The 20686-nt window shown below is 62.5% G+C and carries 22 protein-coding genes and 3 pseudogenes; 10 read left to right on the top strand and 15 right to left on the bottom strand.

Translation table 11 applies throughout. From position 1 onward, the window contains the following. Positions 1-10 precede the first annotated feature (10 nt). The 7 genes from AC07SZ_RS13335 to AC07SZ_RS13305 form a co-directional block, all read right to left on the bottom strand. On the bottom strand, positions 11-988 hold the full coding sequence (locus AC07SZ_RS13335; RefSeq protein WP_494914721.1) for an amino acid ABC transporter substrate-binding protein: 978 nt from the start codon (positions 986-988) through the stop codon (positions 11-13). 302 nt (positions 989-1290) lie between these two features. Beyond that, positions 1291-1614: a hypothetical protein gene (locus tag AC07SZ_RS13330; protein ID WP_494914595.1), complete on the bottom strand. Its 324-nt coding sequence runs from the start codon at positions 1612-1614 to the stop codon at positions 1291-1293. After that, complete coding sequence (locus AC07SZ_RS13325; protein WP_494914594.1) at positions 1611-2402, bottom strand: ABC transporter ATP-binding protein; 792 nt, start codon at positions 2400-2402, stop codon at positions 1611-1613. Before AC07SZ_RS13325 ends, AC07SZ_RS13330 begins: the two co-directional genes overlap by 4 nt. Then, positions 2396-3397 (bottom strand): ABC transporter permease, encoded by a 1002-nt coding sequence (locus AC07SZ_RS13320; protein WP_494914593.1) that lies wholly within the window; start codon positions 3395-3397, stop codon positions 2396-2398. The genes AC07SZ_RS13325 and AC07SZ_RS13320 overlap by 7 nt, the downstream gene beginning before the upstream one ends. Positions 3398-3410: 13 nt before the next feature. Beyond that, positions 3411-4439 (bottom strand): ABC transporter substrate-binding protein, encoded by a 1029-nt coding sequence (locus AC07SZ_RS13315; protein ID WP_494914592.1) that lies wholly within the window; start codon positions 4437-4439, stop codon positions 3411-3413. A 58-nt stretch (positions 4440-4497) separates the two neighbouring features. Continuing rightward, on the bottom strand, positions 4498-5823 hold the full coding sequence (locus AC07SZ_RS13310) for an O-acetylhomoserine aminocarboxypropyltransferase/cysteine synthase family protein (RefSeq protein WP_056568705.1): 1326 nt from the start codon (positions 5821-5823) through the stop codon (positions 4498-4500). 20 nt (positions 5824-5843) lie between these two features. After that, complete coding sequence (locus tag AC07SZ_RS13305; protein WP_494914590.1) at positions 5844-6896, bottom strand: isopenicillin N synthase family dioxygenase; 1053 nt, start codon at positions 6894-6896, stop codon at positions 5844-5846. A 352-nt stretch (positions 6897-7248) separates the two neighbouring features. Between AC07SZ_RS13305 and AC07SZ_RS13300 the strand changes: the two genes are divergently transcribed. After that, complete coding sequence (locus tag AC07SZ_RS13300) at positions 7249-7809, top strand: hypothetical protein (protein ID WP_494914588.1); 561 nt, start codon at positions 7249-7251, stop codon at positions 7807-7809. 105 nt (positions 7810-7914) lie between these two features. Here AC07SZ_RS13300 and AC07SZ_RS13295 read toward each other — a convergent pair. From AC07SZ_RS13295 to AC07SZ_RS13285, 3 genes and pseudogenes are all read right to left on the bottom strand, one after another. After that, positions 7915-8067, bottom strand: a pseudogene (locus tag AC07SZ_RS13295) (AraC family transcriptional regulator N-terminal domain-containing protein); the annotation flags it as partial. Then, the gene (locus AC07SZ_RS13290) at positions 8068-8280 is read right to left on the bottom strand and encodes an alkylphosphonate utilization protein (protein ID WP_056568696.1); all 213 of its coding nucleotides are present in this window, start codon (positions 8278-8280) and stop codon (positions 8068-8070) included. Continuing rightward, positions 8277-8486: a hypothetical protein gene (locus tag AC07SZ_RS13285; RefSeq protein ID WP_081294961.1), complete on the bottom strand. Its 210-nt coding sequence runs from the start codon at positions 8484-8486 to the stop codon at positions 8277-8279. Before AC07SZ_RS13285 ends, AC07SZ_RS13290 begins: the two co-directional genes overlap by 4 nt. A 97-nt stretch (positions 8487-8583) precedes the next feature. On the opposite strand from AC07SZ_RS13285, the gene AC07SZ_RS13280 reads away from it, so the two are divergent. Together AC07SZ_RS13280 and AC07SZ_RS13275 are read left to right on the top strand one after the other, a co-directional pair. Next, positions 8584-8856 carry a helix-turn-helix domain-containing protein gene (locus AC07SZ_RS13280; protein ID WP_056568693.1) on the top strand — a complete coding sequence of 91 codons (273 nt, stop codon included), beginning with the start codon at positions 8584-8586 and terminating at the stop codon, positions 8854-8856. Positions 8857-8992: 136 nt separating this feature from the next. Next, positions 8993-9739: pseudogene (locus AC07SZ_RS13275) on the top strand (YoaK family protein); the annotation flags it as partial. Between the two features lie 94 nt (positions 9740-9833). Here the strand turns inward: AC07SZ_RS13275 and AC07SZ_RS13270 are convergent. Next, complete coding sequence (locus AC07SZ_RS13270) at positions 9834-10577, bottom strand: spermidine synthase (protein ID WP_056568690.1); 744 nt, start codon at positions 10575-10577, stop codon at positions 9834-9836. 289 nt (positions 10578-10866) lie between these two features. On the opposite strand from AC07SZ_RS13270, the gene AC07SZ_RS13265 reads away from it, so the two are divergent. The 7 genes from AC07SZ_RS13265 to AC07SZ_RS13235 are packed head-to-tail and all read left to right on the top strand — an operon-like array spanning position 10867 to position 18352. After that, the gene (locus AC07SZ_RS13265; RefSeq protein WP_056568687.1) at positions 10867-11181 is read left to right on the top strand and encodes a helix-turn-helix domain-containing protein; all 315 of its coding nucleotides are present in this window, start codon (positions 10867-10869) and stop codon (positions 11179-11181) included. After that, complete coding sequence (gene hyfB / locus AC07SZ_RS13260; RefSeq protein ID WP_494914584.1) at positions 11178-13199, top strand: hydrogenase 4 subunit B; 2022 nt, start codon at positions 11178-11180, stop codon at positions 13197-13199. The genes AC07SZ_RS13265 and hyfB overlap by 4 nt, the downstream gene beginning before the upstream one ends. After that, entirely contained in the window at positions 13190-14146 is a 957-nt protein-coding gene (locus AC07SZ_RS13255) for a respiratory chain complex I subunit 1 family protein (RefSeq protein WP_056568683.1), read from the top strand. Before hyfB ends, AC07SZ_RS13255 begins: the two co-directional genes overlap by 10 nt. Continuing rightward, complete coding sequence (locus AC07SZ_RS13250; protein WP_056568680.1) at positions 14146-14808, top strand: hypothetical protein; 663 nt, start codon at positions 14146-14148, stop codon at positions 14806-14808. The genes AC07SZ_RS13255 and AC07SZ_RS13250 overlap by 1 nt, the downstream gene beginning before the upstream one ends. Then, positions 14805-16256, top strand: a complete 1452-nt coding sequence (locus AC07SZ_RS13245; RefSeq protein WP_172371256.1) for a hydrogenase 4 subunit F — start codon at positions 14805-14807, stop codon at positions 16254-16256. Before AC07SZ_RS13250 ends, AC07SZ_RS13245 begins: the two co-directional genes overlap by 4 nt. A gap of 19 nt (positions 16257-16275) precedes the next feature. Next, positions 16276-17793 carry a hydrogenase large subunit gene (locus AC07SZ_RS13240; protein ID WP_172371258.1) on the top strand — a complete coding sequence of 506 codons (1518 nt, stop codon included), beginning with the start codon at positions 16276-16278 and terminating at the stop codon, positions 17791-17793. A 19-nt stretch (positions 17794-17812) separates the two neighbouring features. Next, on the top strand, positions 17813-18352 hold the full coding sequence (locus tag AC07SZ_RS13235; protein WP_056568671.1) for an NADH-quinone oxidoreductase subunit B family protein: 540 nt from the start codon (positions 17813-17815) through the stop codon (positions 18350-18352). Between the two features lie 146 nt (positions 18353-18498). On the opposite strand, the gene AC07SZ_RS13230 is transcribed toward AC07SZ_RS13235, so the two are convergent. The 4 genes and pseudogenes from AC07SZ_RS13230 to AC07SZ_RS13215 all read right to left on the bottom strand — a co-directional run bounded on the left by AC07SZ_RS13230 (position 18499) and on the right by AC07SZ_RS13215 (position 20616). Further along, positions 18499-18960 (bottom strand): nuclear transport factor 2 family protein, encoded by a 462-nt coding sequence (locus AC07SZ_RS13230; protein WP_172371260.1) that lies wholly within the window; start codon positions 18958-18960, stop codon positions 18499-18501. Positions 18961-19080: 120 nt separating this feature from the next. Continuing rightward, a pseudogene (locus AC07SZ_RS13225) lies at positions 19081-19353 on the bottom strand (hypothetical protein); the annotation flags it as partial. Then, the gene (locus tag AC07SZ_RS13220) at positions 19316-19504 is read right to left on the bottom strand and encodes a helix-turn-helix domain-containing protein (protein WP_281410923.1); all 189 of its coding nucleotides are present in this window, start codon (positions 19502-19504) and stop codon (positions 19316-19318) included. The pseudogene AC07SZ_RS13225 and the gene AC07SZ_RS13220, both read right to left, overlap by 38 nt. Before the next feature lie 266 nt (positions 19505-19770). Continuing rightward, positions 19771-20616, bottom strand: a complete 846-nt coding sequence (locus AC07SZ_RS13215) for a DUF3313 domain-containing protein (RefSeq protein WP_172371264.1) — start codon at positions 20614-20616, stop codon at positions 19771-19773. Positions 20617-20686 lie beyond the last annotated feature (70 nt).

The following is a 20686-nucleotide window of genomic DNA, read 5'->3' as shown; positions in this document are numbered from 1 at the left end:
GGCGAAGGTCTTAGCGGAACGGCGGCGAATAGAGCAGGCCACCATTGGTCCACAGGCTGTTGTAACCACGCTCCCAGCCGAGCGGCTTCAGGTTGCGGTCGTAGATTTCGCCGTAATTGCCGACGGTCTTGATGATGTTGTAGGCCCATTTCGGATCGAGGCCGATGGCTTGCGCGAGTGAGGGATCGACGCCGAGGAAGCGCTGGATGGCCGGATCCGGCGACTTGAGGAAGTCGTCGATGTTCTTGCTGGTGATGCCCCATTCCTCGGCCTGGATGGTGGCATTGACCGTCCAGTTGACGATTTCCAGCCAGCGGTCATCGCCGCCGGCGATCGCCGGTGCGAGCGGCTCCTTCGACAGACGCTCGGGCAGGATGATGTAGTCGTCAGGCTTCTTCAGCTGCGTGCGCTTGCCGACCAGGTCGGACGAGTCCTGCGTGATGGCGTCGACACGTCCCGACTCCAGCGCGTTGATGAACTCGCTGGTGTCCTCGATCGTCACCGGGGTGAACTTCTTGCCGGTCTTGCGGAAGAAATCGGCGATGTTCAATTCGCCGGTCGTGCCGCTCTGGACGCCGATCGTGGCGCCGTCGAGGTCGGCGGCCTTGGTCACGCCAAGGTCCTTGCGCACCAGGATGCCTTGCCCGTCATAGAAGACGGTCGGGCCGAAATGGAAGCCGAGCTGGAAAGCGCGCGTGATCGTCACCGTCACGCCCGACAGCAGGATGTCGAATTCGCCCGACTGAAGCGCCGGCAGGCGCTGCTGCGGCGAGGAATTGGTGAACTCCACCTTCTCTGGATCGCCGAAGACGGTGATCGCCAGGGCGCGGCCGTAGTCGGCGAAGAATCCCTGCCAACGGCCATTGCTGTCCGGCGAGAAGAAGCCGGGTGTCGTGCCGACGCCGACCTTGATGGAGTCCCGCGCCTTGATCTTGTCGAGGGTCGGGCCGGCGTGGGTGGATGTCGAGAACAGTCCCACCGCGACCATGAGCGTTGTTGCCAGCGCCGTCCTCCAACGGGCACCGGACCGCGTTGTTGTCGTCATGTATGTCACTCCTGCGATTTTGTTGCCATCAGCCGCTGGCGGAACGTCCCCCGCCCTGTTCGACTGGCCCGAAGTTAACTCTATAATTTTTGTAGACTAAGGAACGGCAATCCAATTTTTTGCCTGCCGGGAAAGCAGTTTGCTTCGAAAATAGACATTGGCGGCGAATGCGCACCGGCTGCCTGCGAACGGATCATCGCGGGAAAGACGCGCTCGAGCGGCACGGAGTCTCGGGTTCGAACTGCTTATTTTCCCTGTCCCGGATTTTGCATGAAGCTGCCCAGCAGAAGCGCGAGACTGGAAACGATTGCTCCGGCCCACAGCAGTTCCGGCGAGTAGCGCTTGATGCCGAGGAAGTGCCAGCTCTTGCACAGCGACATGGCGAGCGAACAGCGGTCCGACGTCCGCAGCAGGCATGGCAGCGTGCGTTCGACCGGAAAGCCGGTGTTCGACATGACCTGCGCATAGACGATCGCCCACCAGACAAGGGCGACGAGCGTCAGCGCAATTCCCACCGCCTCCAGCCAGTGCAGCGAAACCGATTTTCGAACCGAAGCCTTCTCGCTCATGCGGAGAACCCGAGTATCTCCAGGATGTGCTGGCGCTGGGCGACGATGCGCGGATCGTCGCGCCGCCGCGGATAGGGCAGGTCGACCACGACCTCCGCCTTGATGCGCGCCGGGCGCTCGGTCAGCACAATGACGCGCTCGCTGAGCAGCAACGCCTCCTCGACATCGTGCGTGACGAGGATGACCGTGTAGCCGGCCTCGCGCCAGAGCGACAAAAGCTCTTCCTGCATGGTCAGCCGGGTGAGCGAATCCAGCCGTCCCAACGGCTCGTCGAGCAGCAGCAGGCGCGGGTCGTTGACCAGGGCACGCGCCAGTGCGGCGCGTTGCGCCATGCCGCCGGACAGCTGATGCGGAAAGGCCGATGCGAAGGCATCCAGCTTGACCAGGCGAAGCGCGTCGTCGATCCGCTTCTGGCTGCCGGCCAGCACGCCGCGCGCTTCCGGCCCAATGGCTACATTGTCGCGGACGGTCCGCCACGGAAACAAGGTCGGATCCTGGAACACAAGCACCCGCGACGGATCCGGCCGAGCGACGATTGTCGCGTCCGCCAGCACGTCGCCGCTTGTCGGCCTTTCCAGCCCTGCGGCCAGCCGCAGCAAGGTCGACTTGCCGCAGCCGGATGGGCCAAGAAGCGCCACGAATTCACCCGGTGCCACGGCCAGGTCGATCTGCCGCAGTACCGGCAAGGGCTGCCTATCGAGATCGTATTGATGCGAGACACCCCGAAAATCGACGGCGAGACCGGCGGCGTTCTCGGATGCGGCGCGAACTGCGGCGGCTGCTACCATTGCACCACCCCCTTCTGCCAGCCGAGCAGCCGGTCGCGCACGACGAACAGCAGCTTGACCAGGCCCGAGCAGAGCAACGCCATGATGATCAGCATGGCGTAGACATTGGCATAGGCCGAATAGGCGGTCTGGAACTGCAGGTACCAGCCCAGGCCGTATTTGGCGCCGAGCATTTCGGCCACCACCAGAACGGCGAACGAATAATAGAGTCCCATGAACAGGCCGACGAAGACGTGCGGCAAAGCGGCGGGTATCGCCACGCGCAGCACGAGATAACGGGTGCTGGCGCCCAGGGTGCGCGCCACGTCGTAGAAGGCACGGCTGACCGAGTTGACACCGGAGGCGGTCAGGATCGCGACCGGTATTCCGGATGCAAGGGCGACCAGGAACAGGCTGGCCTGGAACGTCGTCGGGAACAGGAAGAACGTCGCCGGGATCCAGGCGCTTGCCGGTACCGGACCGATCAGCTTCAGGATGGGCATGCCCCAGTAGGCAAAGCGCTTCGACCAGCCGAGCGCCACGCCGCCGATGAAACCGAGGACGATGCCGCTGAAGAAGCCGATCGTCCACAGCCGCGCGGTATAGGCGATGCAGATGAGGATGCGCTGCCAATCGACGATATAGACATGCAGCAGACCATGCGGCGGCGAGAAGAACGGCTTCGGCAGCCAGCCGAGCTTGGCCGTGATCAGTTCCCATACCGCGAACCAGAGGCCGAGCGCGATCAGCCAGGGGCCATAATGGATCAGACCGCGACCCAAGCCGCCGAGCTTTTCGACGCCGAAGGCGAGGCCGGCCAGCACGACCGCGCCCATGACCAGCAGCGCGACAAAGACGTCGCGGCTGCCCCAAGGCACGACATCGGGGAATGCCACCGTCACAATGGCGGCGAGCAGCCAGGCCGCGGCCGCGTAGAGCCCATGTTTCCACACGGGACCGGCAAAAGCGGACGAAACGCTTTTGCCGGTTGCATCCTTGTCGACCGCTGCACTCATCACGCGGGTTCCGTCAGGCGAGAATGTCGACCGTCACCCGCTGGGCGAGTTCCTCCGGATCGGTGGTTGGATCGAGCACCTTGATCAGCGCCAGATCGGCGGCGGCATTCTTGACCTGCCCCTGCAGGTCCTTGCCGACCGGATGGTTGTGCAGCACCCAGGAGGCAATCTCGTCGCGGATATCCTCGAAGGGGAAACCGGGGTTGAGATTGTCGACGAACCACTTGGCGACTTCGTCCGGATGCGCCGCGGCGTATTCGTGGATCTCGATATCGGCCTCGGCCAGCCGCCGGATGGCATCCTTGTTGGCATCGAGGAAGGCCGAATTGACACCGAGCACGCAACAGACCGCGCCCTCGAAGGCTCCGGTTTGCGTGTTGGCGACCTCCACCAGATCGAACTTCTTCTTGTGGGCATAGGCCCATGGATCGAGATGCGCCAGCGCGTCGGCCTGGCCCTTGCCCACCGTCTCGCCGACGAGGTCGAACGGCACGTTGGTCCAGTTGACGTCGTTGTTGGGGTCGAGGCCGGCCTTGGCGAGCGCAACCTGGAAGGAGTGCTTCGGCGGACTGGCGACATCATAGGAGACGATGGTCTTACCCTTCAGGCCTTCGAGCGTTGTGACGCCCGAAGCCTTCGACGCCAGCAGCCTGGTGCAGCCGCCATGCGAGCCGACGAAGAGCTTGACGTCCAGCCCCTGCTCCAGCGGCTTGACCCAGTCATAGAGCAGGCCAGCGCCGGCATCCGTCTTGTTGGTGGCGATCGACTGGATCAGCGTCTGGCCACTGGCGCCCTGATAGTAGAGATCGATGTCGAGATCGTGCTTGGCGTAGATGCCCTTCGACAGAGCAAATGCTATCGGCGAATGGCAGGCCGCGAATTCGGTCCATGACAAACGCACCTTGGTCGCATTGCCGGCGATGGCGTAGCTCGTCGGCCTCGCGAGCAAGCCCACCGCCGCTGCGCCGACGCCAAGCGCGCCAGCGGCGCGCAGCACGCCGCGCCGCGAAATTCCCGATATTGTCTTCCTGCCTGTGGTCATGATCCCCCTCCTGTGATGGGCTGAATCTGAAGCCGGCAAACTGTCACCGGCGGAATGCCTATGCGGCCTTGAGCTCACGATCCCCGGCGACCTGGTCGAGCGCCTGTTCGAGGTCGCGGATGATGTCGTCGGGATGTTCGATGCCGATGGAGAGCCTGACGTAGCCGGGGGTCACGCCGGTGGCGAGCTGCTCTTCCGGCGACAGCTGCGAGTGGGTCGTGGTCGACGGATGGATGGCCAGGGAGCGCGCGTCGCCGATGTTGGCGACGTGGTAGAACAGCTTCAATCCGTTGATGAAGGACCGTCCCGCCTCGCGGCCGTCCTTCAGTTCGAAGCCGACCAACGCGCCGTAGCTGCCTTGCCGGAAATAGGCATCGGCGCGCCGCTTGCTCTCGCCTGTCTGGTAGCGCGGGAAGATGACATTGCCGACCTTCGGATGTCCGCGCAGATATTCCGCCACCTTCACGGCGTTCTCATTGTGCTGGCGGATGCGCAGCGGCAGCGTCTCAAGGCCCTGCAACAGCTGGAAGGCATTGAACGGGCTGATCGCGGCGCCGACGTCGCGCAGGAGCACGGTGCGAATGCGAAGCACATAGGCCACCGGACCGAGCGGCTTGGCCGCCTCGACCCAGACCTTGCCGTGATAGCTCGGATCGGGCTGGTTCAGCGTCGGGAAGCGCTCGGCATGGTCTTCCCAGGGGAAGTTGCCGCCATCAATGACGATGCCGCCGATCGAGGTGCCATGGCCGCCAATGTATTTCGTCGCCGAATAGACGACGACCGCGGCGCCATGATCGAATGGCCGGATGCTGAGGGGTGCCGCGGTGTTGTCGACGATCAGCGGCACGCCGAGCGAGCGGCCGATGTCGGCCACTTCCTTGATCGGGAAGACCTGCAGCTTCGGGTTGGGCAGCGATTCCGCATAGTAGGCGCGGGTGCGTCCGTCGGTGGCGCGGCGGAAGTTTTCGGGATCTGACGGATCGACGAAGCGGACCTCGACGCCCAGATGCTTCAGCGTGGCGGCAAACAACGCCCAGGTGCCGCCATAGAGATCTGTGGCCGAGACGATGTTGTCACCCGCGCCGGCAAGGTTCAGGACCGAATAGGCCGAGGCCGCCTGGCCGGAGGAGAGCAGCAAGGCGGCGGCACCGCCTTCCAGCGCCGCGATGCGGGTCTCCAAGGCGTCCTGGGTCGGGTTCGAGACGCGCGTATAGATGTGGCCGATCTCATCGAGCGCGAACAGGCGGTCGGCATGGCCGGTGTCCTGGAACTGATAGGACGTGGTCTGGTAGATGGGCACGGCGACCGCACCGTTGGTGGGATCGGCGCGCCACGAACCGCCATGGAGGGCGAGGGTCTCGGGAGAGAGATTTTCGAGCGTCATGGGTCGTTCCTCCTGTGTTGTTAGGCAAAGGGCGCGACTTCGGCGCGTGCCTGAGTGGCAATGAGATCGGCATGGTGGCGGCGCGCGACATCGGGATGCGAGCGCAGCCGGCTTTTCAGCGCGTTCTGCCCGGAGTTGCGGTAGAGCGGATTCTGGGGGTCACGGGTAACGCCGCTCGCCTGCGCCTTGAGGTGCGGCGCGAGATCAAGCAGCGGGATCTCGGCATCGAAGGGAGCACCAAGGAAGAAGGCGACCGACAGCCGGTCGGTGCCGGCCGGCGGCGTCACGACGCGATGCACGGTGGCCTTCAGATAGCCATCGGTGGCCATCTCCAGCAGTTCGCCGATGTTGACGACAAAGGTGCCGGCGCGCGGCTCGGCGTCGATCCAGCCGCCTTCGGCGGCTTCGACCTGCAGGCCTTTCTGCTTTTCCTGCAGCAGAAGCGTCAGGAAGCCGCTGTCCTTGTGGGCGCCGACGCCCTGCTCGCTTTCGGTCGAGTCCCGGCCGGGATAGCGAATGATCTTGATGAGGTGGTTCGGCGTGCCGGCGTAGATGGTTTCGAACGCGTTCTCGTCCTGCTCCAGGACAATGGCGAATGCCTTCAGCAGGCGCGTCGAAAGATCGGTGAGGCGGTCCTGCCATTCCAGCAGCAGCGGCTTGAGCTCCGGCAAGGCGCTTGGCCATTGGTTCGGCCCCTGCAGGCGCGTCCATGCAGGCAGGCTGCCATCGCGCTCCAGCGCCGGCGCTTCCGAGCCGATGTCGATCTGTTCGCGCCAGTCCCTCTCGCCCTTGGTCAGTTCCTGGCCGACGCGGTTGTAGCCGCGGAAATGCGGCGAGTTCACCATTTCGATCTGGAGCTTGTTTTCGTCCGGCAAGGCGAAGAAACGTCGGGAGGCGTGGAGCACATCGTCGATAAGCGATTGCGGGATGCCATGTCCGGTCAGGTAGAAGAAGCCGACATCGCGTGCCGCGCGCCGCAACCCCTCGATGAATTCCTTGCGGGAAACCGGGTCGGCTTCGTATCGGGAAAAATCCAGCACCGGGATTGTTCTCTTGTCGGCAGTACTGCTCATTTCGACCCTCTCGTTTGGTGGTCGAAGCGTCGCACCGCGGACCGCGGAAACAAAGAAAACGCCATCCCTTTCCGAGACAGGCGGGGAAATTGACGTATCGTTCCCGAGGGGCCGGCGGCCAATTTTTGTTAATTCTATAAAAATAGTAGATTTTGATTTGCGATCTGTATGAGGCCTATGCCTCATGCTTGACCGCTGCATCGGTATGCAGACCCTGACTACCTCCATCAGGCGCGCGTATAGGGGCACCATCATTCCGGCACGGGGCCGGGCGGTTTGCGGCTGGCCAATTGTCGTCCATACTCCAGCCATGACGCGTCCAGGCTTGCGCTGTGTGCGGGTGTGTGCGGCTTTGCTGGCCGTAACCTGCCCGCGCGCCCTGGCCGATGGCGCAAAAATCCTCGAAGCCGGCGCCTACTCATTCTCGGATGAACTGGGCGGGTTCAGGATCCTGTCGGCCACGGGCACCGGAACGCCCACCGATCCGATCGTGGTGACCGAGGAACTGGAGACCGCCGACCCGGTGACGCTGACCATACGCGCCGTAAGGCCGATCCAGCCTTTCGGAACGACGGGCAACTACGCGACCGGCTATCTGCCGCTGAAGATCGTCACCCGCAACAACAGCGGCGATGCCTGGATCGAATTCGGCTTCGAGCTGCAATCGATCATGGACAGGCCGAGCGACTATGGCGACGGGTTGTCCTTCGACCAGGCGCAGCGCGAGGACAAGATGATCAAGTCCGACAGCTTCGCCGAATTCAAACGCGACTTCGAACCCTATGACCGGCTGCTGTTCCGCAAAGGCAAGGTCGACCCGCTCGAAACCGCCTCGTTCTCGTTCCTGGTGACGGATTTCTCCCCGAAGGACCGGTTTTATCTGGTGGAGGAGCCGCGTGTGCCTTCGTCTTGAGGGCCATATCGGCCGCTCGAAAGCCCTTGGACGCAATTCCCCGGGAAAGCGTTACGCGCTTCTCCCGGGAAAACCGTTCACACTTTTCGAGGCTTTACACGATCCGCCGGAGGTGCCTGCCTGCTGCAGGGCCGCGATCATCGGACCGCCTTGTGGGCCGACCGGTATCCGGTAGTGCAGCTCGCGCACGACGCCTGACCCCAGAACGGCAAGCTCGACAGGATCGCGCAACATCCGCGGCAGGCGTAGCACCACATCCTACGCCTTTTTCAGGAACTCTGTCCGCAGAACCAGGTTCTTGACCTTCTCGGCCCGACACTCGACCTCATCCTCGTTGCCCGTGAGATGGATGTTCTTGATCAGCGTTCCGCGTTTCAGGGTAACGGACGTTCCCTTGACCTTGAGATCCTTGATGAGCGTGACGGAATCTCCTTCGCTCAGCGGAGTGCCGTTGCTGTCCTTGACCTTCATGATTTCGCTTCCTGCCTTTGTGCATTCAACCCGTTGAGGAGATCGGCCAGTTCCTCGGCATCGTGCTGATTCATTCCAACGATGGTTCGGCTGCCCATCTCGGCGGGCCGTCCGGTCCAAGCATCATTGACGGCCCAGGTGCCTGTCGGCTCCTGAAAAGGTTCGTAGCGTTGAGTCATGCGGACACGATAATTGCCGAGCTCCATCGTGCCAAGGGCCGATTAATATTTTTTCGCTTTGTATTGATGTTTAATACGTCAATGATACCATGTTGAGTATCATTTCTCATACGCTGATGCCCCTATGATCACAGCTTCCCAGCTTCGTGCCGCCCGAGCCCTTCTCGACATCGACCAGAAAACCCTGGCGGAAATGGCGAGCGTCTCGCTGCCGACGATCCAACGAATGGAAGCCAGCCAGGGCAATGTGCGAGGCGTTGTCGATAGCTTGATGAAGGTGATCAACGCGCTCAACCGCGCCGGCGTCGAGCTTCTCAGCGAACATGTGCGTAGCAACGATGGCGGCCGTGGTGTCAGGTTCCGCCATCCAGACACGCTGCCGGGCAAACCAGACTAGGCCCTGCAAAGCACGGCGTCGACGCCACGCATTCACCGCCCCCTTTGTCTTTCCTTCTCCAGAAACACTCAATGAGCCTTTCCCGGCACATCAGCTTGCGGTCCTGCTTTTCCGCTTGGAAAGGCAAGGTTCGCTCATGATCCTGTATCTGCGCCGGTTGACCGGAAAGGAACGAAACGAAAGAACCGATCGGCATCTCGCCCGCTTCCTGACGTTCATCGCGGGAGCCGCCAACGCCGGCGGCTTCCTGGCGGTTCAGCAGTACACGTCCCACATGTCCGGCATCGTTTCGTCGATGGCGGACCATCTGGCGCTCGGCGACGTCGGACTGGCGCTTTCCGGGTTGGGGGCCTTGTTGTCGTTTGTCGCAGGCGCGGCCTGTTCGGCAATCCTGGTCAACTGGGGAAGGCGGCAGGGCCTACAGGGCGAGTACGCATTCCCGCTTGTCCTGGAAGCGATCCTGCTGATCTGTTTCGGTCTGCTCGGCGGCCATCTTGCGCGTCATGAAGCGCTGTTCGTGCCAATGACGGTGATGCTGCTTTGCTTCATCATGGGATTACAGAACGCCATCATCACCAAGCTATCGGAAGCCAGAATCCGGACGACGCATGTCACGGGCCTGGTGACGGACATGGGCATCGAACTCGGCAAGCTGCTTTACTGGAATATCTCAGGCAATGACTCGGACAGACTGTTCGTGAAGGCAGACCGGAGAAAGCTGAGACTGCTTGCGTCGCTCGTGGCATTGTTCTTCATCGGTGGCGTCATCGGCGCTGTGGGTTTCAAACACATCGGCTTTGCGGCGACATTGTTTCTCGCCGCCATTCTCCTTGTGCTGGCCTCGATGCCGGTCCTGGAAGATGTGTCTATCCGCATGAAGCGGCTCTGGCAGTAGCTCGACGGGGCTGGCGCAATTCCCTGGGAAAAGCGCTACGCGCCTCCCCGGGAAAACCGTTCACACTTTTCCTCCAATTGCTCTAGGCCCGTCGTGGCACATGCCAAGGCCTGAACGCCTGGAGCCCAAGCTCCTGTTCGATCTCCTCGGCTCCGACTGACGGCGGCATCATCAGCACCGGCTGGACGAGGTCCCGTACCTTGCCCGCCATGACGAGTGCGTTGCGATCCTGAGCGCCGCGGATATCGAGCAGTTTCACATCCGCCCAGATATTGGCGAGCTTTGCAGCAACGCGATCCGGCATGATGTCGAGGTCATGACAGGCATGAACGTTGCCGATCAGAATACCGGAAGAATTCTTGAGACGCGTCTGCGCCAAGCCGAAGAATGTCTCGGCGCACAAATGATCCGGGATGCGTCGCCCGGAATATGCGTCCAGAACGATAGCGTCGTAGCGGTGACGGCCAGCGCGCAAGAAATCCCTCCCGTCGGAGATGCAGCAGTGAACTCCAGGAGGTAACCCAAAGTATTTCCGGGCGATCTGGAAAGCCTTTGGATTGATGTCGACGACCGTAACACGCACGCCAACCCTATCCAGCATCGTGCCCAGGCTGCCACCGCCACAACCGATCATCAGGACATCGGACACCCGCGCCTGCGCGAGGAGACCAAAGATGGCGTGTATGTAGGGCACGACACTGACGCCGTTCGGATCGCATTCGCTTTGATAGCAGCCACCTTGGCGATAGATGAACGAACCGGAGTCCTTGGCCCGCAGAACCTCGATGCTGCCGAAATCGGTATGATATTTCGCAACCCGGATCATGACCTTGTCATCACAGCCAATTCCTAAATCCGCCGCTCGGCTGGTTTTCCGTCCGTTGGCCCCTTCATGCGGAGCCTAGTGGTTCGCCCGTCATCTTGCAGCGCGCCGCGCTTCGCAGTCGCAGGGCAACCAATCGGCGAGGCTCAGCGCCTCCCAACTCGCATCTCCCGGTTTTCTACAACTTCAAGATAGATGCGTCACGCATCATTATTTGAATACTCTGCATTTTAATATACGCTGCAGCGCTTAGAGATAATACGTCAAAGCTGATCGAAAAGGGGATGCGACCGTGATAACTGCTCCACAGTTGCGTGCCGCAAGGGCGCTCCTTGGCATCGACCAGCGCAGGCTTGCCGAATTGTCCGGCCTTTCGGTGCCGACAATTCAACGTATGGAAGCCAGCGAGTCGATTATCCGGGGCAATGTGGATTCCCTGATGAAGCTGATCGGCGCGCTTGACCTCGCCGGCGTCGAGTTGATTTCTGAAGGCGCCTCCAGCCAAATCGGCGGGCGTGGCGTGCGGCTGAAAGCAGATTTCGATCCCGCCAGGATTCTGGGCGGGGTCGATACGGACGCCAAGGTCCCCGTGAGGAGTGTGGCGTGATTTCGGGGGCCGCGGTCCTCCTGTGGGGCGTTGCCGCGCTCCTGGGAACCGCGGTGCTTGCGATTGCGTCAAGCCGCGCATCGGGCTCGGGAACACGCCTGATCTACAGCCTGACGCTAGGCATATCGGTGGCCGTGCTCCTGGTTCTCGCGAACCGTATCGCCGATGATCCCCTAAACCCGTCGACCGCCGCGCTGCCGCTTGGGTTGCCATGGATTGGCGCCCATTTCCGCTTGGACGCGCTCTCGACCTTTTTCCTCGTCGTCGTCAATTTCGGCGGCGCCATGGCCAGTCTTTACGGCCTCGGCTACGGCAGGCATGAGTCCGCGCCGCATCGGGTGCTGCCGTTCTTCCCCGCCTTCCTCGCCGGGATGAATCTGGTCGTGCTGGCGGACGACGCCTTCACCTTCCTGCTTTCCTGGGAATTCATGTCGCTGGCTTCCTGGGCGCTCGTCATGGCGCACCATCGCGAGCAGGACAATGCGAGAGCGGGCTACATCTATCTCGTGATGGCGAGCTTCGGCACGCTCGCGCTGCTGCTTGCGTTCAGCCTGCTGGCCGGCCCGAACGGAAACTACACGTTCGAAGCGATGCGTGCCGCCGCCTCCACCCCGCTCGTCGCTGCTTTCGTCCTGGCCCTGATGCTTTTGGGAGCCGGCTCCAAGGCTGGCCTGGTACCGCTGCACGTGTGGCTGCCACTCGCTCACCCGGCCGCGCCAAGCCACGTCTCGGCTCTGATGAGCGGCGTCATGACGAAGGTCGCCATCTACGGCTTCATACGCGTCATTTTCGACCTGCTCGGCGAGCCGGCATGGTGGTCGGGCGTTGTGGTGCTTTTCCTGGGCGGCCTGACGGCCGTTCTCGGCATTCTCTGCGCCTTGATGGAAAAGGACCTGAAGCGGCTTCTTGCCTATAGCACCATCGAAAACGTCGGCGTCATCTTCATCAGCCTTGGCCTTGCCCTGGCCTTCAAGGCGAACGCCATGCCGTCGGCCGCGGCGCTGGCGCTCACCGCCGCGCTGTTTCACGTCCTCAACCATTCCTTTTTCAAGAGCCTGCTGTTTTTCGGCGCGGGCGCGGTACTGACGGCAACCGGCGAGCGGGACATGGAGAAACTGGGCGGTCTCATCCACCGTATGCCGTTGACCAGTTTTGCCTTTCTCGTCGGCTGCGTGGCGATCTCGGCGCTTCCGCCCTTCAACGGCTTCGTCTCCGAATGGCTGGCCTTCCAGGCCGTATTGCAAAGTCCCGATCTCCCACAATGGGGGCTGAAGGTCATGGTGCCCGCCGTTGGCGGTTTACTGGCGCTCTCGGCGGCCTTGGCCGCTGCCTGCTTCGTGAAAGCGTTCGGGATTACATTCCTCGGCCGGCCACGCTCGGCCGCAGTGGAACCGGCGCACGAGGTCGACCGCTACTCGCTAGCGGCAATGTTCACCCTGGCGGCTCTTTGTCTCCTGGCCGGCATTCTGCCCGGCTTTGTCATAGATGGCCTTTCCCCCGTGACGCTTTCGCTCATCGGCAGCCGCATGCCGGTGCAGATGGCGCAACCTTGGCTTTCGATCGCGCCAATCGCCGAGAGCCGCAGTTCCTACAACGGCCTGCTGGTGTTTGTATTCATCGTCATTTCCGCATCCGCCGCGGTCTATGTCATCCATCGCTTCGCCTCGCACGCACTCCGTCGCGGTCCCGCCTGGGGTTGTGGCTTCGCGGATGCCGTCCCAGGCTCGCAGTACACGAGCGTCAGCTTCGCACAGCCTGTCCGCCGGGTCTTCGGCGCATTCGTGTTCCGCGCGACTGAAAGGGTCGAAGTGCCGGCACCCGGCGATACCGGTCCGGCCCGCTTCAATCTGGAAATCCATGACGTGATCTGGGAGACGCTCTATCAGCCCATAGGCAAGGCCCTCGACTTTGCGACCGACCACCTGAACCATCTGCAGTTCCTGACGATCAGGCGCTACCTGACCCTTGTATTTCTCTTTCTCATTGTCCTGCTTTTGGTGCTCGCACTATGGCCCTGATCCTTGAGTTGGCCATTCAGGGCGCGCAGATGTGGCTGGTGCTTTTGCTGGCACCGCTCCTGACCGGCTTCGTCCGCAAGGTGAAGGCAAGGCTGTTGCGGCGCCAGGGCCCGCCTCTCATCCAGCCCTATCGCGATCTCTTGCGGCTCATGCGCAAGGAGGTCGTTCTGGCCGACAATGCATCCTGGCTGTTTCGCGTCATACCCTACCTGATCTTCGCCTTCACCTGGGTCGCCGCCGCGCTCATACCGACATTCGCCACCGGCCTCGAGTTCAGTTGGACCGCCGATCTCATAGCGATCGTGGCGCTGCTTGGAAGCGCAAGGTTCTTCCTTGCGCTGGCGGCGATGGACGTCGGCACGAGCTTTGGCGGCATCGGCGCCAGCCGCGAGGTGATGATCGCTTCCCTGGCCGAGCCCGCCATGCTTCTGATCGTGTTCAGCCTGGCACTCGTTGCCGGAGCGACGCAACTGTCCACGGTGGCGGCTTTCATGGGCTCGCCGCAGGTTGGCCTGCGGGTATCGCTCGGAATGTCACTGATCGCTCTCGTCATGGTGGCAATCGCGGAAAATGCCCGTGTGCCGGTGGACAACCCGGCGACGCATCTGGAGCTGACCATGATCCACGAGGCGATGGTCCTGGAATATTCTGGTCGCCATCTGGCGATGATCGATTTCGCGGCCTTCCTGAAGCTTCTGCTCTACGTCTCGCTGATTTCCTGTGTCTTCGTTCCCTGGGGGCTCGTGACCGCCGGGGCGGGGCCCTGGGCCTATGTTCTGGGCGTCATTTTCTATATCTGCAAGCTTGCCGCGAGCGGCGTTCTCCTCGCCTTGTTCGAGACTGCCATCGCCAAGATGCGTGTCTTCCGCGTCCCGGATTTCCTCGGAGCAGCGCTCATGCTGGCCCTGCTTGCCACGCTCCTGCGGTTCGTCTCGAGGAGCCTCTGATGAACGGTCTCACCTTCGACATCGCTCATCTGCTGGCCGGTGGCCTGGTGCTGGTCAGTTTCATGATGCTCTACCAGGATCGCCTCTTTGCACTGATCAACGTTTTTGCGATTCATGCCATCGTACTCGCCCTGTCGGTGGCTTGGCAGGCCTACATTCAGGACGCGCATCATCTCTACGTCACGGCGGCGATAGCCCTCATTTTCAAGGCGATCGTCATTCCCGTCGGGCTTCATCGCATCATTCAGCGGCTCGGCATCCATCGCGATATCGAGACGGCGGTCGGGATCGGTTCGACCATGCTCGCGGGAATAGGGCTGGTGACCCTGTCCATGGTGCTGATGCTGAGGGTCACCCCCTACGCCGCCCCCCTCGCCCGCGAGGACCTGGCCTTCGCGCTGTCCATAATACTGCTGGGACTCCTGGTGATGGTCACCCGGCGGAATGCCGTCAGCCAGGTGGTGGGATTCATGTCGCTCGAGAACGGCCTGGTCCTTGCCGCCACGGGCGCCAAGGGCATGCCGCTGGTCGTCGAGATCAGTGTCGCCTTCTCGATCCTCATCGCCTTCATCGTCATCGGCGTCTTCCTGTTCCGCATCCGCGAGAGGTTCGACTCGGTCGATGTCGGCGCGCTCGACGACTACAGGGGAGAACATCGTTGACCGCGTTTTCCCTCGATGCGGTGGCCGCCATTTTGCTGATACCAGTCGTCGCGGCCGCGCTTCTGGCGGCGCTGCCGAATTATCGGATAACGGCTGGCCTCAATGTCGCCGCGAGCTTGCTGACCTTGCTCGCCGCGGTATCGCTTCTCTTCACGGATCGGCCGCAGCCCGGTCAGTATTTGCTCGTCGACGATCTCAATATCGTTTTCATCGTGCTCAACACGTTCGTCGGCTTCACGACCAGCGTGTTCAGCGCCTCCTACATTGCGCACGAACTGGATACGGGACGGCTGACGGCGACGAATTTGCGATTCTATCACGCAATGTACCAGATCATGATGTTCGGCATGAATCTGGCATTCGTGTCGAACAATATCGGGTTGATGTGGGTGGCCGTGGAACTTGCCACGCTGACCACCGTGCTCATGGTCGGCATCTATCGCACGCACGAGGCGCTGGAGGCGGCCTGGAAGTATTTCATACTCGGCAGCGTCGGCATTGCGCTTGCCCTCTTCGGCACCATCCTCGTCTACATGGCCGCGCAGCCGATTGTCGGCGAAGGCACGAATGCCATGGTCTGGACAGTGCTTGTCGAGCACGCGGCGCGCTTCGACCCGGCGTTGCTGAACGTCGCCTTCGTCTTCCTGCTGCTCGGCTATGGGACGAAGGTTGGTCTTGCGCCCTTGCATGCCTGGCTGCCCGACGCGCACGCGGAAGGCCCGACGCCGATTTCAGCGGTGTTGTCGGGACTGCTCCTCAATGTCGCGCTCTATGCGGTGCTGCGCTTCAAGCTGCTGCTCGCGGCCAGCCCGGACGCGATCGCGCCTGGGCCACTGATGATCACGATGGGGCTCACCTCCCTCATCTTCGCGGCCTTCATGCTCTACCGCCGCCGCGACATCAAACGTCTGTTCGCGTACTCCTCCATCGAGCACATGGGCATCATCGTGTTCGCTTTCGGCATGGGTGGCCCGCTCGCCAATTTTGCCGGGCTGCTGCACATGGTCATGCACAGCCTGACCAAGTCGGCGATCTTTTTCACGGTCGGCCACATCGCCCAGATCAAGGGAACACAGAACATCGCCGAGATCCGGGGGCTGACGGAAACGCATCCGGGGCTGGGCTGGGCGCTTGTCATCGGCGTCGTTGCCATTGCCGGCCTGCCTCCGCTCGGCATCTTCATGAGCGAATTCCTGGTCGTGAGTTCGACATTCGCAAGGCACCCCCTTCTGGCGATTCCCCTGGTATTCGGGATTCTGCTGGCTTTCGGTGCCCTGCTGCTTCGGTTGACCGGCATCGCTTTCGACGAACCGCGAGGCAGCACCGCGCCCGCCGAGGCGTCCTACGTTCCGATGTATTCCCACCTGGCGCTTGTGTTTGCCGCCGGCATCTATCTGCCACCACCGCTGGTCATATGGTTCCAGCATGTCGCCAACCTTCTGGGATGAAGCGTACGGGAGAAGAAACATGCCCGCACTGACCGACCTCATCCTTGCCGCCGAGGGTGTCGACAACCATCTCCCGTGGCCGCGCGCGGTGGTGACTTCGAAAGAATGGAGCTTTGCCGTCGAGCAACTGGCCGAGGGCCACTGGAGCCTGCTCGGGCTTTGGGGCGAGCCAGGCACCGTCCACATGGCACTGCTCGACGAGGCCGTCGGGGACATCGGCGTTGTCAGCCTGCTGTGTCCGGATGGCCGCTACCCGTCGGTCGGCCTGCTGCATCCGCCGGCACTCCGCCTTGAACGTGCGGTCGCGGACCTGTTCGGCCTCTTGCCGCAAGGCGCGCCCGATACGCGACGGTGGCTTGATCATGGCCACTGGGGCGTCAGCTTTCCGTTGAGTGCCCGCGTCCAGACCGCCGCTGCGGCGGCGCCCCCCTACCAATTCCTGCCTGTGGAGGGGGAAAGCCTGCATCAGATCCCGGTCGGGCCCGTGCATGCCGGCATCATCGAGCCAGGGCATTTTCGATTTACAGCGAGCGGCGAAACCGTTGTTCGGCTGGAGGAACGGCTAGGCTACACGCACAAGGGCATGGAAGGCTTGATGGCTGGGTCCGATATCGACCTTGCCGCCAAGCTGGCGGGCAGGACCTCTGGCGACAGTACCGTGGCATACGCCCTCGCTTTTTGCCGCGCGGTCGAAGCGGCCCTGGGTATCGAGGTTCCCGCGCGCTCGGTCTGGCTGCGAGCGCTCATGGCCGAGCTGGAGCGTCTGGCCAACCATCTGGGCGACATCGGCGCTATCTGCAACGACGCCGCCTTCGCACTCATGCACGCCCACTGCGGCGTCCTGCGCGAGCGCGTATTGCGGGCAAGCGATGCCGCCTTCGGCCATCGTTTGATGCGCGACCGCGTCGTGCCTGGAGGAGTGGCGATCGACCTGAACGACGAGGGGACGACAGCGATCCGGTCCCTGATCGCGGAGATCAGGCAGCGGTTTCCGGCGCTGGTGGAGCTCTACGACAACACCGCTTCGCTGCAGGATCGGACAGTCGCAACTGGGCGGCTGAGGGTGGAGCTCGCTCGGCAATATCGCGCCGGAGGGTATGTCGGCCGGGCCTCCGGCCGGGACTTCGACGCGCGACGCAGTCTGGCCTATCCTCCGTATGACGCGCTCAACTTCAATGTGCCTCTCCTCCAGGAAGGCGACGTGAACGCCCGTGTCTGGATTCGCATTCACGAGGTCGAACAGAGCTTGTCCCTGGTCGAGCAAATCCTGCGCCAGCTGCCGGGCGGACCGATCCGTGTCGACTTTGCACGGACAGGCGGCCCGCATGAAGGCATGGCGCTCGTCGAGGGTTTCCGGGGCGACATTCTGGCCTGGCTGCGCATTGGTAAAAGCGGCCTGATCGAGCGCTGTCACCTGCGCGATCCGTCATGGTTTCAATGGCCGCTGCTGGAAGCGGCCATCGAAGGCAACATCGTCGCCGACTTCCCGCTATGCAACAAGTCGTTCAACTGCTCGTATTCTGGACACGACCTCTAAGGGTCCAAGGCAAGCCATCATGCGCAAGCTCCTCTTTGAAAGCCTGATACGCCCGCCGCTGACCGAGCGTCCGCCGCGGGTAAGCGACGCGGCTGTTGACGAGCTCGCACGCGCCCTCAATGGGGTTGCTCACAGAAGATTGGGGCGAAGCCTGTCGATCCGGGCAGTCGATGCCGGTTCCTGCAACGGTTGCGAACTCGAGATGCACGCGCTCAACAACGCTTTCTACGATATCGAGCGTTTTGGAATCCGGTTCGTCGCATCGCCGCGCCATGCCGATGTCCTGCTTGTCACCGGGCCGGTGACCAAGAACATGCGCGACGCCTTGAAGCGGACCTACGACGCGACTCCCAACCCCAAATGGGTGGTCGCGCTCGGCGATTGCGCCCTAAACGGCGGCTGTTTCGCCGGCAGCTACGCCGTGGTGGGCGGAGTGTCGGAGGCGTTGCCAGTCGATCTGCACATTCCAGGCTGCCCGCCACCGCCCATCGAGATTCTGAAAGGCCTGCTCGCCTTGCTTGAGGGCGTGAATTCAAGGGCCGCTATTGCCCGAGCTTGACTATCGATGAGGGAGGCCTCTTCCGGACTTGAAGACCGGCACGGAGCCGAGAGCCCGGGCACCGCCGCGGCCGAGCGGCGACATGGAAAAGCCCAGTGAGGCATAGGAAGGGACATCTGGTCTTTGTCGCCCGGTCAGCCATGATCTTATCCGGCATGGCTGGCACCGTCCTCAGGATCGAACATCGAGAGGCCGGCAACGCCTGTGCTTACCGGCACCTCGTTCTGCAACGAGTCCCAGTGCTCGGCGAGTTTGCCGCCCTCGACCCGGAAGATACCAACCCCAATCCGAGGCTCGTCAGCCCAGCCGCGGATACGGCCATGGATGGCGACCAGATCACCCTCGGCGACGATCAGGCCCGGCTGGTAATAGACGGAAGGTGACAGAGTCTCGACGATAGCCTGCACCCCATCGCGACCCCGCGGAATGTTCGGATTGTGCTGGAGGTCGTCGTCGGCGTAGAGGCTTCCAACCGCCGAGACGTCGTGACGCTGGAACAGCGACGTCATCGCATCCAGCACCAGCGCCCTGTTGCTGTGAGGGCGGTCATCGGCGGTGCGATCCGTAGGCCGCGTGTCCGATAGGCAAACCTGCATCGACATCTTCATAGTCCTCTCCCCAAGGCGGTAAATGGCCAGGCTTGGTCGCGGGTGGCAGTGGTGGGCATGGCCGCCGCCCTACATGGACGGCGGCCATGCTGGAAAGGGATGACGCCGGCCGGCGAGCGGTCAGCCGCTCGTGATCCCGCCCGGCAGAGACCAGCCGGCGGCGCTTGGAGCCGGCGTGTTGAGCAGTTGTTGTTCCCAAAGGAAGGCGATGCCACTGCCGGCCGCATGCTGCACAAGCAGCTCCGAAAGCTCGGCGGCATGCTCTGTCCGTGCCCAGTCGCGCTGCCATTCCGAAGCCACCGCCAGCCACGTCACCATATTCGCGCCGGCCGCGATCATGCGCTGGATGGCGACCTCATGGGCCTCGACCGAAGTGCCGCCGGATGCATCGCGACGCGACCATGCCTCGCCCCGAGGTGGAGGGGATGAAGAGCGGGTCCCCCAGCAACTGCCGCAGCCGCATCAGACGCGCCGACTGTGTGATGTTCAATCGCGTCGCGGCATGGGTGACGTTCTTGCCTTTGAGCAGGGCACCGAATGTCAACAGTAACCCGACATCGAATTCAGCGAGCAAGTGGTTCAATCAGCGTCCCATCATCTTGAATGCGGCAGGCTCAAATAGGCACCGGATCACCCCATTTTGTCGATAGGACCTCCAGCTGTGATGACTTGAACTGCAAGATTGAATGCGCCGGACAAACAGCAGCATCAACCTCCCACTCGGCTGCACATCCAGAAGCAGTCCGTCATCCTGATCTAGATTGCTCTAAGCGCAGCAGAGCGCCGCTTCTCGACATATGTTCTCGGTCGCTATTGGGAGACTGCGGCGCCCTTGTCGGTCCAGGTGGGCGGCAGGCCAAATCGGGCGGCGACCATTCCCGGAATGCCGGGAGCCGTTCCGAACGCCTTGCAGGCATCATATTTCGGATCACCGCCGAGCGAGGCCCGCACCCTTTGCATCGATGGTATCGCCGGCATTCCCTTGAACGGGTCCTTGCCTTTGACCAACATGCGGCTGAAGTCGGCGGCGAAAGCCGAAGAGAGGGAGTACGCATCCCCGACGGCCGACACTCGAGCTCTCGTCGTGATCATGTTCGCACCGCGAGACCAGAGCATGGATGCTTTCTGCGAACCATCCTTGTCGACCGCCTCGGCCTCGATGGCCAGACCGCCGAGGCCGATCGGAAGGCGCGGGATCGGAACCCCGAGCCCCGCCGCCGTGCCGCCGAGCGACGCGACGATGGAACCCGCGGCTGCCGCACGATTTGTCGCAACGATGTCGGTGACCGTCGCGTGGACGACGAGGTCCGCCGGCAGGCTCGCGGCCACGATCCTGAAGCGGTCGCCAAGGTCGGTGCAAAGCGCCCGGTCGATCGCGTTGGTGACGAGCGCCAGGTCCTTGGGATCGAAGCCACCACTGCCGATCTGCGTCGAGGTCGGCACAATGCGCACGGTCTGTGCGGCGAGCACCGGTGCCGAGTCCACACGTAATCTTGCTTTCGTGAGGGTGCCGCCCGATGGGCTCATTCCGGCGTAGGAACCCAGCGACGCGCCCTCGCGCAAGGGCACGCTCGTGCAAGCGGACAACCATGAGAACAGAGCCACGCACAGCATTGCCCGCGACCGCATTTCACGTTGCCGAAGCTTCAAGATCATTGTCAAATCATCTGAACCGGGATCATGGGTTCAGGGTTACCGGCCCCAGCGTTAACGGCGGTAAAGGCAG

This window comes from Mesorhizobium sp. GW821-FHT07A06 (genome assembly GCF_059419085.1).
Note: the sequence above shows the minus strand (reverse complement) of the source record. Positions and strands in the feature narration are given on the sequence as shown.